The 12,579-nt window shown below is 41.2% G+C and carries 19 protein-coding genes; 5 read left to right on the top strand and 14 right to left on the bottom strand.

Going from position 1 to position 12,579, the window contains the following annotated elements; translation table 11 throughout:
- Positions 1-44: 44 nt before the first annotated feature.
- The 3 genes from hsrA to plsY all read right to left on the bottom strand — a co-directional run bounded on the left by hsrA (position 45) and on the right by plsY (position 1,764).
- The gene (gene hsrA / locus AC6H4V_RS08880; RefSeq protein ID WP_300694843.1) at positions 45-719 is read right to left on the bottom strand and encodes a homeostatic response regulator transcription factor HsrA; all 675 of its coding nucleotides are present in this window, start codon (positions 717-719) and stop codon (positions 45-47) included.
- A 101-nt stretch (positions 720-820) separates the two neighbouring features.
- Positions 821-1,153 carry a dihydroneopterin aldolase gene (locus AC6H4V_RS08875; RefSeq protein ID WP_497606548.1) on the bottom strand — a complete coding sequence of 111 codons (333 nt, stop codon included), beginning with the start codon at positions 1,151-1,153 and terminating at the stop codon, positions 821-823.
- The gene (plsY, locus tag AC6H4V_RS08870) at positions 1,150-1,764 is read right to left on the bottom strand and encodes a glycerol-3-phosphate 1-O-acyltransferase PlsY (RefSeq protein WP_497606547.1); all 615 of its coding nucleotides are present in this window, start codon (positions 1,762-1,764) and stop codon (positions 1,150-1,152) included. Before plsY ends, AC6H4V_RS08875 begins: the two co-directional genes overlap by 4 nt.
- 104 nt (positions 1,765-1,868) lie before the next feature.
- On the opposite strand from plsY, the gene nadA reads away from it, so the two are divergent.
- The 4 genes from nadA (at position 1,869) to AC6H4V_RS08850 (ending at position 5,520) form a co-directional block, all read left to right on the top strand.
- Entirely contained in the window at positions 1,869-2,867 is a 999-nt protein-coding gene (gene nadA, locus AC6H4V_RS08865; RefSeq protein ID WP_497606546.1) for a quinolinate synthase NadA, read from the top strand.
- Positions 2,864-3,679, top strand: coding sequence for a carboxylating nicotinate-nucleotide diphosphorylase (nadC, locus tag AC6H4V_RS08860; RefSeq protein WP_497607927.1), 816 nt, complete (start codon positions 2,864-2,866; stop codon positions 3,677-3,679). Before nadA ends, nadC begins: the two co-directional genes overlap by 4 nt.
- A 151-nt stretch (positions 3,680-3,830) precedes the next feature.
- Positions 3,831-4,889, top strand: coding sequence for a flagellar biosynthesis protein FlhB (gene flhB, locus AC6H4V_RS08855; protein ID WP_497606545.1), 1,059 nt, complete (start codon positions 3,831-3,833; stop codon positions 4,887-4,889).
- Positions 4,890-4,956: 67 nt separating this feature from the next.
- Entirely contained in the window at positions 4,957-5,520 is a 564-nt protein-coding gene (locus tag AC6H4V_RS08850) for a hypothetical protein (RefSeq protein WP_497606544.1), read from the top strand.
- Here the strand turns inward: AC6H4V_RS08850 and AC6H4V_RS08845 are convergent.
- Genes AC6H4V_RS08845 through tpx form a run of 4 tightly spaced genes read right to left on the bottom strand, consistent with a single transcriptional unit; the run spans position 5,517 to position 8,360 of the window.
- Positions 5,517-6,068, bottom strand: coding sequence for a GGDEF domain-containing protein (locus AC6H4V_RS08845; RefSeq protein WP_497607926.1), 552 nt, complete (start codon positions 6,066-6,068; stop codon positions 5,517-5,519). The two genes, AC6H4V_RS08850 and AC6H4V_RS08845, sit on opposite strands and share 4 nt — an antisense overlap.
- Positions 6,052-7,152, bottom strand: coding sequence for a PAS domain-containing protein (locus AC6H4V_RS08840; RefSeq protein ID WP_497606543.1), 1,101 nt, complete (start codon positions 7,150-7,152; stop codon positions 6,052-6,054). Before AC6H4V_RS08840 ends, AC6H4V_RS08845 begins: the two co-directional genes overlap by 17 nt.
- The gene (locus tag AC6H4V_RS08835) at positions 7,047-7,847 is read right to left on the bottom strand and encodes a substrate-binding domain-containing protein (protein WP_497606542.1); all 801 of its coding nucleotides are present in this window, start codon (positions 7,845-7,847) and stop codon (positions 7,047-7,049) included. Before AC6H4V_RS08835 ends, AC6H4V_RS08840 begins: the two co-directional genes overlap by 106 nt.
- Before the next feature lie 3 nt (positions 7,848-7,850).
- Positions 7,851-8,360, bottom strand: a complete 510-nt coding sequence (gene tpx, locus AC6H4V_RS08830) for a thiol peroxidase (protein ID WP_428729447.1) — start codon at positions 8,358-8,360, stop codon at positions 7,851-7,853.
- A 107-nt stretch (positions 8,361-8,467) separates the two neighbouring features.
- Here tpx and AC6H4V_RS08825 point away from each other — a divergent pair, with 107 nt between their 5' ends.
- Positions 8,468-8,695, top strand: coding sequence for a hypothetical protein (locus AC6H4V_RS08825; RefSeq protein ID WP_497606541.1), 228 nt, complete (start codon positions 8,468-8,470; stop codon positions 8,693-8,695).
- Between the two features lie 5 nt (positions 8,696-8,700).
- Here the strand turns inward: AC6H4V_RS08825 and AC6H4V_RS08820 are convergent, their stop codons facing one another.
- From AC6H4V_RS08820 to pyrC, 7 genes are all read right to left on the bottom strand, one after another.
- Positions 8,701-8,931, bottom strand: coding sequence for a DUF2442 domain-containing protein (locus tag AC6H4V_RS08820; RefSeq protein WP_428729445.1), 231 nt, complete (start codon positions 8,929-8,931; stop codon positions 8,701-8,703).
- Entirely contained in the window at positions 8,921-9,157 is a 237-nt protein-coding gene (locus AC6H4V_RS08815; RefSeq protein ID WP_428729444.1) for a DUF4160 domain-containing protein, read from the bottom strand. Before AC6H4V_RS08815 ends, AC6H4V_RS08820 begins: the two co-directional genes overlap by 11 nt.
- 88 nt (positions 9,158-9,245) lie before the next feature.
- The gene (exbD, locus tag AC6H4V_RS08810) at positions 9,246-9,638 is read right to left on the bottom strand and encodes a TonB system transport protein ExbD (protein ID WP_497606540.1); all 393 of its coding nucleotides are present in this window, start codon (positions 9,636-9,638) and stop codon (positions 9,246-9,248) included.
- On the bottom strand, positions 9,631-10,092 hold the full coding sequence (gene exbB / locus AC6H4V_RS08805) for a TonB-system energizer ExbB (protein WP_428729442.1): 462 nt from the start codon (positions 10,090-10,092) through the stop codon (positions 9,631-9,633). The genes exbD and exbB overlap by 8 nt, the downstream gene beginning before the upstream one ends.
- Positions 10,093-10,923: a sensor histidine kinase gene (locus tag AC6H4V_RS08800; RefSeq protein WP_428729441.1), complete on the bottom strand. Its 831-nt coding sequence runs from the start codon at positions 10,921-10,923 to the stop codon at positions 10,093-10,095. It lies immediately after the preceding gene.
- Positions 10,913-11,566 carry a response regulator transcription factor gene (locus tag AC6H4V_RS08795; protein WP_428729440.1) on the bottom strand — a complete coding sequence of 218 codons (654 nt, stop codon included), beginning with the start codon at positions 11,564-11,566 and terminating at the stop codon, positions 10,913-10,915. The genes AC6H4V_RS08800 and AC6H4V_RS08795 overlap by 11 nt, the downstream gene beginning before the upstream one ends.
- A complete protein-coding gene (gene pyrC / locus AC6H4V_RS08790) occupies positions 11,559-12,566 on the bottom strand; it encodes a dihydroorotase (protein ID WP_497606539.1) in 1,008 nt (335 codons plus the stop codon). The genes AC6H4V_RS08795 and pyrC overlap by 8 nt, the downstream gene beginning before the upstream one ends.
- Positions 12,567-12,579: the final 13 nt, after the last annotated feature.

Genomic DNA, 12,579 nt, shown 5'->3' with positions numbered 1-12,579 from the left:
ATTGTTATACAAAAAGGGTGCTAGAACCCTTTGTTGTATGAAAATTAGTTGATTTCTTTTGGAAAACAGAAACGATAACCACGGCGGCGTACTGTTTCGATAGTTGTGATGTTTAAAGGTTTGTCCATTTTTTGTCTGATTTGGTTGATTGCAACCTCTATTACGTTTGGAGTAACAAGTTCTGGCTCTTCCCAGATAGCATCAAGAAGTTGTTCTTTAGATACGATTTGGTCACGGTGGCGTGCAAGGTGTGTTAAAACTTCAAAAGGCTTGCCTTTTAGTTCAATCTCTACCTCTTTGTAGGTGATTTTTTCCTCTTCAGGATTGATAATCAAATCATCAATTTCGATGATATTGCTTCCGCCAAAACGAAGACGCGCTTCTAGGCGTGCAACTAAAACATCAAAATCAAAAGGTTTTCTAATATAGTCATCAGCGCCGCTTCTTAGAGCTTCTATTTCGCTCTCATTGTCATCTCTAGCAGAGAGAACAACAACAACAGTTTTTGGAGTTTTTGATTTGATATCGCCGATAATGTCAACGCTGTTTCCATCCGGAAGCATCCAGTCCATCAGTACTAAATCGTAGTTACGAATATCAAGGTAATACTCTCCATCTTTGAGAGTTTCTACCACGTCACTTTGGTAACCGAATTCTTTAAGCCCTTCTGCGAGCATTTTGTTGAGTGTAACTTCATCTTCTATAATAAGAATGCGCATTTATTGTGTCCTATACGTGAATATTTTGGCGGAATCATATCATAATTTTAGGTTAATTTAAAGAAAATTTCAATTTTTTTTAATAAATCTTTAACTTATATTTAAGATTGGAATTCGTAATAATTGCTAAGACCAACTTTGCAATCATCTAAAATGGAGGGTTTTATGATTTTGATAGTGAGGTTTTTTATGGCAGTAAACTCTGTGTGAAGTGTAATAGATAGCTCTTCTAATGCTTCTTCGAGTAGATAAAATTGACGCTTAATCATCACCTCTTTTACTTTTTGTGCAACAAGAGCATAGTTGATAAACTCATCTTTTTTGTAAGCATACTCGATTTTGAGATTGATGATAACATCTTGAGGCGCTAATCTCTCAAAATCTAAAATTCCAATAATGCACTGAAATTTTAGATCTTCGATGTGGATGGTCATACGACTCTTTTTTCTTCACCTTTGATAAGGCGGATGATATTTGGAATGTGCTTGTAGAAAAGAACAAACCCGATAATAAGAACAGGAGCGTGTGCCATGTTGGGATGGAGGATGAAACTTGCAACGACAAGAGCTAGCAGAGCCGTAAGAGAAGAGAGTGAAGAGATACGGATAACTTTTGCACCGACTGCCCAAACCACAAGAGCGATAAGTGTCTCAAGCGGTAGCATAAACATCATTACACCCATCCCCGTTGCAACACCTTTGCCACCCTCAAAACCAAGATACGGAGAGTAGCAGTGTCCGATAACCGCTAAAACAGATATGCCCCAAAGTGTCGCTTCACTAAGTCCCATAAAGTAAGCGACTGCTAGAACCAAAACCCCTTTGATGGCATCAAGAGCAAGTGTAGCCGCACCGAGTTTTTTGGCTAAAGAGGGATTTGTCTCTTTGACAACTCTTAAGACGTTGGTAGCTCCGATACTTTTTGAGCCGCTTGATTGCACATCAACTCCTGCAAACTTTTTTGCCAAAAGAAGCCCAAATGGAATCCCACCGATAAGATACGCTGCGATAAAAAACTGTGCGTTTGTATTGAATAAAAAGTCCATAAAGTAACCTTGTCGTTTTATTTGGCATTGTACATAAGATACCATTATAGAGATATAAAATCTATTTGGTATAATACCCTGACTATTAAATATAAGGAAAATTTTTGCAGTTGAGTAATGAAGAGCTAAAAGAAAAAATAAACGAATATAAAAAAAAGCTAAGTGTGACTGTAGTTGCCCATTTTTACCAGAGGGATGAGGTTTTTGAGATAGGCGATATTACCGGCGATTCGCTTGAGTTGGCGCAAAAAACAAGAGCGGATGATTCTGAATTTGTTGTTTTTTGCGGTGTGGGGTTTATGGGGCAGAGTGTCAAAGTTCTCTCTCCAAACAAAAGAGTGGTCATGCCAAAAGCGGCGTGTTGTGCGATGGCTACTATGATTGACGGGATGCAGTTTGATGCTTCGGTCAAAGCGCTCAATGAAGCGGGAGTGCCAAACGAAAACATTTTGCCCATTACATACATCAACTCCAATGCCGATGTTAAAGCAAAAGTCGGGAAGATGGGTGGAATGGTCTGTACAAGTTCCAACGCCAAAAAAATCATTACAACCGCACTCCAAGAGGGGAAAAAGATACTTTTTGTACCGGATAGATGTTTGGGGCAAAATATAGCAAACCAGATGGGGCTTCGCTCTTGCGTTTTAGGTGACGGAACAAATCCTGCCGATGCAGATATCATCTGCTATAACGGTTTTTGCTCCGTGCATCAGCTCTTTAGCGTGGACGATATCGCTTTTTACCGCAAAAAATATCCAGGCATTTTGATTGTCGTGCATCCTGAGTGTGACCCTGCTATCTGCGATGCGGCAGACTTTGTAGGCTCTACTTCGCAAATCATAAGGTATATCAAAGAGCTTCCAGAAGAGCAAAAGGTGGCGGTTGGGACGGAGTTTAACCTTGTAAATCGTTTGCGTGCCAAAAACACTTATGTTCTCTCTTCCACAAAACCGGAGTGTCCGACGATGAATGAGACGACGCTAAAAGATGTTTATGATGTTTTAAAGTCTATCGATGAGGGCGAGCCGCTCAATGAGATTTTTATCGATGAAGATACTCAGAGTTGGGCGAAAATCGCTTTAGAGCGGATGATGGCACTATGATAGATGCGTTTGTAAAAGCCTCTTTGGAGCAGGATGTCGGGCGAGGGGATTTGTATGCTCTTGTGGAGCCAAGCGTAGAGGCATCGGCAAAAATCATCGCAAAGAGCGATGGCGTTTTAGCGGGAGTGCTTTATTGTGACGCTTTGGCAAAATTGGAGAATTTTGAGATAGTTTGGAACTTTTGTGATGCAGAGAGCTTTAAAAAAGGGGATGTAATAGCCACTTTAAGCGGAACTTCTCATGTGCTTTTGAGAATTGAGAGAACACTTCTCAATATGCTTTTGCATGCAAGCTCCATTGCAACGCTAACAAACAAGTATGTTACTATCATCGAGCCTTACGGAACAAAACTTTTAGATACCAGAAAGACAAGACCGCTTTTGAGAGTTTTTGAAAAATATGCCTCAAGATGCGGCGGTGCAGTCAACCACCGTATGGGACTTGATGATGCCTTGATGATAAAAGATACACATCTAAAGACCATAAAAGATTTGACAAGCTACATCCAAAAAGCCAGACGAGTTATACCTTTTACCTCTAAAATAGAGGTGGAAGTTGAAGATTTTGAGATGGCAAAAACAGCTTTTGCAGCGGGTGCAGACATCATTATGTGTGATAATATGACGCCATCGCAGGTAGAAGAGGTTGTCCGCTATAGAGATGCGCACTTTTCACATATTCTCCTTGAAGCAAGCGGCAATATCTCCTTTGAGACCATAGAGAGCTATGCAAAAACAGGTGTTGATGCCATCAGCAGCGGTTCGATGATTCATCAGGCAAATTGGATTGATTTGTCGATGAAGATGGATTGAGCTCTAGTAGATGGCAGATGATTTAGAAAAAACAGAAGTATTATTTTCTTTGAACGAAAAAGGAACACGTCCCTTTTTCTACGCTTGCCGCTATGGCTACTAAAGCAAATCTTTTCAAAAAGATTTGAGTAGATTCTTCTAGGAAATTTTTATGGCAGATGATTTAGAAAAAACAGAAGAGCCTACCTCCAAAAAGATAGAGGATGCCAGAGAAGAGGGGAATGTTCCCAAGTCGCAGGATACATCCGGTGTTGTGACGCTTTTTGTGGCAGTTTTATCTTTTTTGATGCTTTTTCCATACATGAGTATGCATACACTTCAGCTTTTTAAGTACTACTTCTCACTTGTCGGGATGAGTGTTGACAGGTCTTTTATGATAGATATCGCCATTGTTACCATAAAAGAGTTTTTTTTGATTGTTATGCCTCTCTCTATTGCCGTGGCGATTGCCGGAATTGTTGCGGCGGTTGCGCAATTTGGGTTTTTGTTTACCACCAAAGCCATCACTCCTGATATCGGCAAGATAGACCCCATTAAAGGGCTTAAAAATCTATTCTCTTTGAAAAAACTTATCGAAGGCGTAAAGATAACTTTCAAATCTTTTACAACACTTGGCATTGGGTTCGTTTTTTTCTTTTTCTTCATTATGGAACTTCCGACTGTTGCGCTTTTTGGTTTTGGTGATCAAATGCTTTGGCTGCGGGATAAAACAATTATTATTGCTTTTGTGATGCTGCTCATCATCTTTGTTTTTGCCGTCATTGACCTTGTTATCGTGCGAAAGCAGTATTTTGACGGGCTAAAGATGAGTAAGCAAGAGATAAAAGATGAGTTTAAAAATATGGAAGGTGATCCGCTCATCAAGTCCAAAATCCGCCAGATTCAGATGCAGGCTTCAAGAAAAAGGATGATGTCTGCCATCCCGACAGCTGATGTGATCATCACAAACCCAACCCACTACGCCGTTGCCATCAAGTATGATGAACAAAAGTTTCATGCCCCTGTTGTTGTGGCAAAAGGGATGGACAACATCGCTCTACAGATTAAAAAAATCGCCAGAGAAAACGGAGTGCACATCGTCCAAAATCCACCGCTTGCAAGGGAACTTTATGCTAAGGTAGATTTAGACAAAGCCATTCCAAGCGACCTTTTTGCCGCAGTTGCAGAGGTTCTTGCGTATGTTTACAAAATGAATGCGGGGAAACGCTAGATTTTTGGTGATTCAAACAAAATAGCTTCAACCATTGGTATAATGAAAGAAAAAATTTGGCAGCAGTATGAAAAAAGATATTTTAGAGCGGTATGAGCGTACTGGGGATGATGAGATAATCGTCGATATTTCTGCTAGAAAAATCGAGGATTTGTATAACAATTTTGACAAAAAATCGCACTTTATGAAGAAGGATTTGAACCAAGACTTGGTTGCGTATCTTATCGAGAGTGTGCGTGAAATCGATGGAGAGAGATTTGTTATCCGGTTTAACTTTGAGATGCCTACTCAAGAGGAGTTTTTCCAAAGAGTGCAAAACAGTGTCAACCGCTTTTTTCTCTACATGCAAGAGCATGAACATGCAAAGATGAAAGAGATGCTTCGTAAGTCAACTATCTTTTTTGGCATTGGGGCAGTGCTTGCGGGGGTGTCGATTTTTATGAATCAGAGTGATTGGATGGAGAAAAGTATCGCTTTTGCAGTTGTTGCAGAGGGTTTGAGTGTTGCAGCGTGGGTCTCTTTGTGGGAGGCACTTGCTACATTTTTGATAAGGTGGATGCCTTATAAAAAGAAGATTTTACTCTACAAAAATATTGCAAACGCCAAAATCATCTTTAATGTGGAGAGCTAGCACACAACAAATGTTATGCAGTTTCTCCCTCTCTCTTTGCTTTCATAGAGTGCGTCATCCGCGGTTTTGAGCAGTTTGTCTGCTGTGAGTGCCACGTCTGGTGTGCAGTTAGCTATACCAAAGCTCATAGTTACAAAGGGTGCTGTTTGTGAGTTGGCGTGCTCTATGTTAAGTGCCATGATACCCTCTCTTGCTTTTTCTGTCAATTTTGTGATCTCCTCTGAAGGCGTTGAGGGTGCTAAAACAACAAACTCCTCTCCGCCATAACGAGCAACAACATCCACTCCACGACCAAAAGTTGTTTTTAATACATTTGAGACTTTTTGGATGACACTATCGCCCATTTGATGCCCATAGGTATCGTTATAACGTTTAAAGTAGTCGATATCACACATGATGATGGAGAGTGTTGTTCTCATGCGTTTTGCATGCGCTATCTCTCGCTCAAAGGCTTCGTTAAAATAACGGCGATTGTAAAGTCCGCTCAGCGCGTCTGTCGTTGCAAGTGTGTCTAAGAGAGTGTTTTTCTCTTTAAGCTCGTTGAGGATGCCTGTTTTTTAGCGTAATGTCACGATTGGCTACTCGAACACCAAGGAACTCTTTATTTGCGCTATAAACGGGGCGGCAGATATGGTCTATGTTGACTATGCGCCCATCTTTTGCGATAACTCTAAACTCCACGCCCTGCGCATCTTCTTCCGGTCTATTTGGAAGGTGTGCCTCTTGGACATGTTGTTCCCACAAAGCTTTATCATCAGGATGGATGATGCTGGTCAAAAGGGAGGGGTTTTTTGCAAACTCATCCGATGTGTAGCCGGTTATCCTCTGCACCGATGGCGTCATAAAGATAATCTCTTTGCCTTTTCCCACCCAATACTCCCAGTCATGCGTCCAGTTCGCAACGATGCGGTACTTCTCTTCACTACGCTGGAGTTTTTGACTAGACTCTTCAAGTGGGCGGATAACACGCTGTGGGATAAGATAAAAGCCGTTAAAGAGGGCTGTAAAGAGCAGAAGTGTTCCAGAGACAAACATGACAAGAAAGAGCGTTTTTTCATGCTCTTTTTCATTTTGTAGAAAATGAGCGTCGAGCTTATTCATCTGTTCTTCAAGTGTAAGCGTATATGCCTTTACCTCCTCGAGTGCTTTTTGTGCATCTTCAAGACGGTTTTCTTTGCTGTAAGAGACCGCACTTATAAGGTTTTTGTAAAGTTGTCGGTAACTCTCTAGTAACGAGGCTGTGTTGTAGGTATCGCTCTGCTCTATGGAGGCGATGGCATCGTGTATCTCGTTGGAGATGAGGGCTACTTCTAAAAAGCGCTCTTCATTGCCCAAAAAAGTTGCATTGAGTGTGGAGGAGACCATCTTTTCTATTTTTTTTGTCAAAGAGTTAGAGTGTTTGTGCGCTTGGATCATCTCATCTAAAGAGTGATTTAACAAAATAAAAATGACTAAAAAGCTCACCACGGTAAAAATACTTATGACAACAGTAGGAAGCCAGAGCGTACAAAAAGAACATCTTTTGATCATCTCTCTACCGCCGTAAAACCGAGCTTTTGTACTGCTTTTATGAAAGAGGGTTGTTTGCTCCACTCGATAAACTCTACTGCTCTTTTGTTCTCTTTGTCCCATACAAGATTGAGTTTTCTTGTAATGGGGTATGTGCCATTTTTGATACTCTCATTTGTAGGAGAGATGCCATCGATAGCTGCTATGACGATGGGATAACCCATCTCTATGTAGCGCAAGGCTTCAGCGTGTGAAACAATGGCTATGGTGTTTTTAAGTCCGGCAACCCAAAGAAGGGTGTTGATGTTGGACTCTGCCTCCCATGCATCTTCTCTGATACGCTTAGTATCTGATGGCATATTTTTACGTTTTGGACTAAAGAGGGCGCTGTAAGCTTCAAAAACATTGAGTGTTGCTCTGTTCATTTTTCTTGATATAACGATAAAATCTGTCGTTTTACCGCCATAAATATCCAAAAGCTGCTCTTTAGTAAGATTTTGGACGTTTTTGTTTTTGTTAAGCACCACGGCAACAGCGTCGATGGCTATGGAGGCGTGAGAGAAGTCTTGTTTCTCCTCTTGGCTTAAATCTCTTGCGACCATGGCAATATCTGCTTTTTTTTCTCTTAGTTTTTGCAACCCTCCCTCAGTTCCACCGCCCTCAATGAAAAGCTCTCCTTGCATCTCCTCAAGGTAGCGTTTCACAACCTCTTCTATGATGGGCTGGATAGTTGTTGCACCACTTATGTTTAAACTTCTTTGCGTAACTTCATGCGCATGCAAAATCAGGGTAGAAACAAAAAAGAGAAAAATTTTCAATGATTATCTCGCTTGCTTAATCGCTTCAAGCGCTGCTTCATAGTTTGGCTCAGATGTAACTTCGGGAACTATCTCTTTATAGACTATCGTTCCGCTTCTATCCACCACAAAAACCGCTCTGGCACTAAGACCTTTGAGTTTGTTGTCATCCATCAAAACACCGTACGCAAGGCTCACACTTTTGTCGATGTAGTCACTCACCACGCTCAGGTTTTCAATGCCTGAAGTAGTACAAAAACGCTCAGAAGCAAACGGCAAGTCCATAGAGACAACGGTTGTTTCACAAATATCGAGGTTGTTGACATCCTCGTTAAATCTTCTCGTCTCCGCCGCACATGTGTCCGTGTCGAGTGATGGAACCGTAACGATGAGCTGGATTTTGTCTTTTGCACCGCCGATTTCTACATCCTCAAGGTCTGTTCCAACCGCTGTTACAACAGGCGCAGCATCACCAACCCCGATAGCATCTCCGATAAGTGTTACTTTTGTTCCTTTAAACTTTGTTGATTGCATAAATATCCCCTTAATTTTTTAATTATGGTAACATAAAAAATATGTAATTCAACTTTGCAACCTGCATTTTTGACTATAATTGCGCATCAATGAGTAGAGGAGAAAAGGTGCAAAATCCCTTTGAAACAGGTCATATTAAAAATTATGTTTTGTTATACGTGAGTGTTGTAGTTATTATGATTTTGTTCTTTTTTGCGACATCTCTTTTTCACGATGTTGCAGTGGTTGAGCAGAGAGTTTTTGAGCAAGAGAGCAAAAAAGAGAAGAAGCAAGAGCCTAGCGATGAACAGAACAGTTCAAAGCCGCAGTTTAAACTCTTGGAAAAGGGGTACTAACCAATCTATGACGCAATCAGCGGGAATCGTTCAGGGTGTTCGATAATATCAACGGTGAGGTCAATGTCTAAATCCGGCCAGTAAAGATGACCGTTTGCATAGGTTTCGACATTGCCGATTTTTGCTACTGAAGCATCTTTGAACCACGGGAAGGTTTCAAAAGACATAAACAGCTCTCTACCCTCAGTTAGAATCCATATGCCATTAGGGGAAATGTTGGTAATTTCAGTTTCCAAAGTGCGCCTCCCATGCATTTTTAAAAGTTTCAACATTTTCTTTTGTCATTATTTCAATCTCTTTTAGACGAATATTTGAGAGCTTATAACTCGTTGCAATTTCGATAGTCGGTTCAAGCCAAAGCTTTGCTTCTCCATCAGGACAGATGACATGGATATGCATACGCACCTCTTCACGAGAAAAAAAGAAAAAACGGTAGTCTTTAATTTTAAGAACGGTCGGCATGCTAAATATCCTTTTATGACTAGTTGTAAGTTTAACAAAAAAGTGACAAAACGAAGCTTAATATAAGATTAATACCAAACTCAACTAACTACTCTTTTGTAACGATATACATCTGTTCATGCTTCAAGCGTTTGAGGATGTCCATGACGCTTACAAAGTCTTGAAATCTTGACTCTTTGTCGCTTCTAAGAACTACTGTCTGCTCTTTTGAGAGTGCGGCGAGTTTTGTCTCAAGAGCTTTTAAATCAACCTTCTCTTTTTCAAAAAATATCTCTCCTTTGGCATTTACATGTACAGTTACTTCCTGTTTAGTGTCCTCTTTTTTGGAGGCTTTTGCTTCTGGGAGTTCTATGGGGATGATGCCTTGGTTGACAAATGTTGCGGTTGTGAGAACCATCACTAAGAGAACAAGCATGATGTCGATAAATGGGATAACATTTATCTCATCAAAACGCTTTCTTTGTTTTTTAAATTTAGCCATTGTTGCTTACTTGCTTTTTTTCTTGCATAACATCAAAGTGAGTCAAAATCTTCTCCACTTTACGCAAAAGCATGGTGTAGAAGATGATGGCGGGCATAGCGACCACAAGTCCCATCGCCGTAGCTTTGAGTGCGAGTGCAAGTCCTACCATAATCTTTTTGGCATCAATCGTACCGACTTCACCCATCGTGTAAAACGTAAGCATAATCCCGATAACCGTCCCCAAAAGCCCGACATAAGGAGCATTTGAGCCTATAACGCTGATAACGCTAAGGTTGTTTGTAAGCTCCATCTCCAGCGTGTCTCTGTTGTCATAGTCGCCCAAGCGTAGTGAGCTGTAAAACATCATCCTCTCTATAAAGAGCCAAAGCGTGATAACGCTCATAAGTAGAAGAAGCCCCATAACTCCATAGTCTAGTGTTGCTTCCGCATATGCCAAAAAACCGTTTTGCATCTATTTTTCCTTAAAAGTAAGTGTTACTGTTGTTCCCTCGTGGGGTTTGGACTTGAAGCCCAGTGTGATGTTGTTTGCATCGCAAAAACGTTTTACCATGCTAAGTCCGATTCCAAAGCCTCGCATGTTATGATTGCTTTGATAATATCTGTCAAATATCTTTAAAAGCTCTACTTCATCCATCCCGCAACCATAGTCTTTGATGGCAAGTGAACGGTCGCGCAATGTTATATCTATTTTGTGAATATTGAGTGAATATTTTACTGCATTGTCCAAAAGATTGTCAATGACTTTGGATAAGCCCACTTTGTCGCTTTGTATCTGCAAAGGCGTAAGTTCAAGCGAAAATGTGATGTGCGGGTAGATTTGCTTCAAAAAAGCAACTCTGTTTTGTACAAGTGCATCAAGTGCGATACTCTCGTGCGTGATGTTAGCACTTTGAAGTTTTATCATGTAGTCAAGTTCGTTGTAACGCTCTTTGAGCATCTCACATGCACTCTCGATTCTCTGCACCCTCTTTTGCTCTTTTTCGCTTGCAAGGTTATTTTTGAGCATACCGATGTTTGTTTTGATGGTGCTGATGGGAAGGTTGAGTTCATGAAGCGTCTCTGTGGAGAGATTTTGCAGATTTTTGATGTACTCTGCAAGCGGGTCGATGGAGAGTTTGGCGATAACAAAGCCTCCAAAGAGTGTCAGTAGAAGCAAAATCGCAAAGAGCGGTAGAAGGTTTTGCAGTTGTACAAAAGTGACAAAGTAGTAAAGCACACCTAAAAGAGCCGTGACACTTAGAACATAGAAGAGAAAGATAGCGATACCGAGATTACGAAACAAGTTTGTACCCGATACCACGAATATTTTCTATGTTTAACTGTGGAAGAAGCCCTTTGATGCGGTTGATATATACACGCAAAGCCCCCTCGCTTCCACCCTCGCTACTGCTCCAAAGTGCGTCCAAAATCATCTCTTTTGGTACTGTTGCGTTTACATGTTTGACAAGAAGCAAGAGAAGTTCATACTCTTTTTTGGAGAGTTCAAGTTCTTGGTTGTTGTACAAAAATCGTTTGTGCAGTGCATCGTTGCAAAGCAGCCCGACACATGAAACATTATCACTTTTTGCTCTTTTGAGAAGAGCGGAGATTCTCAAAAGAAGCTCCTCGTTGTCAAAAGGTTTGGTGATAAAATCATCCGCACCGCAAAGAAAACTTTTTTTGAGCATCTCTTTGTCTTTGTGGGATGTTACAAAAATGGCGGGAGTGGTGTCTTTTGCGTCTCGCAGCTCTTGTAAAAGAGTGTTTCCATCGATGAGTGGTACGTTGATATCCAGCAGATAGAGGTCAAATCTCTGTGAAAAAGTCTTCTCTAGCGCACTCTGCCCATTTGCGACATGCACAACTTCAAAGCCGTTTTCTTCAAGCAAATCGACAAGAGACTCTGCAAAAAGCAGGTCATCTTCAAGGAGTAAGACCCTACTCAACGCTTCTTATCGCCCAACTGATTGTTTGGTTTGCAAGCATCGGAACAACATTACTATAGTGTGGTGGCACAACAAAAGGGCGTTTTTCTAAAATCACCTCTTTAAATTCCGGACAGAGTTTATAGATACTTTGTGCATTGTCACTTACAAACGCTTGGAGGTTCTCAAGTTTGTCATACTGCTCAAAGATTTCGCAGAGGACTTGCAGTGCGATTGGTGCGCTAAAGACACCCGCCGCACATCCAGAACACTCTTTTTTCTCCTTTGGATGCGGAGCAGAATCTGAACCAAACATCACTTTTGGATGCGCTTCAAGCGCAACGCTTAAGAGTGCATCCAAATCTTCAGGGCGTTTTGCGATGGGCTTGCAGAAGTTGTGCGGCATCATCATACCGCCCACAACATCATCAAGAGTAAAAAGAAGATGGTGAACGGTAATAGTCGCATAGAGGTTTTTGTACTTATCTAGCATCGCCACCGCCTCTTTTGTGGTGATATGCTCCATAATGATTTTTAAGTCTGGGAAGTTTTGCGCCAGCAACTCATAGATAGACATAAACTCCGCTTCTCTGTCCATCACGAAACCATCCGTCTCGCCATGTACACAAAGAGGAATGCCAAGTACGCTCATCGCTTCAAGTGTCGGGCGCATCTGCTCTATGTCAAACGACGAAACGCCGCCCTCAGAGTTGGTGGTAATGCCTGCCGGATAGAGTTTGATAGCCACGATATGCTCCGCCACGCTTGCAAGAAATTTTTTGTCATAGTTTTTGTAAAAAAGCGTCATATATGGCTCAAAGAAATCATTTGGCACAGACGCCATAATGCGTGCTTTGTAAGCTTTTATATCTTCAAGCGTTGCAACAGGAGGCACAAGGTTTGGCATAACCAAACCACCGCTAAAACTGTACGCACTCAAAGGTGCAATGTTTTCAAGCATCACACCGTCACGTAGGTGTAGGTGCATATCAAGCGGCATCAAAAGTGTATGTGTTTTCATGATTTATCCTTTA

Source organism: Sulfurimonas lacustris (assembly GCF_059705355.1).
This window is presented reverse-complemented; position numbering and strand designations above follow the sequence as displayed.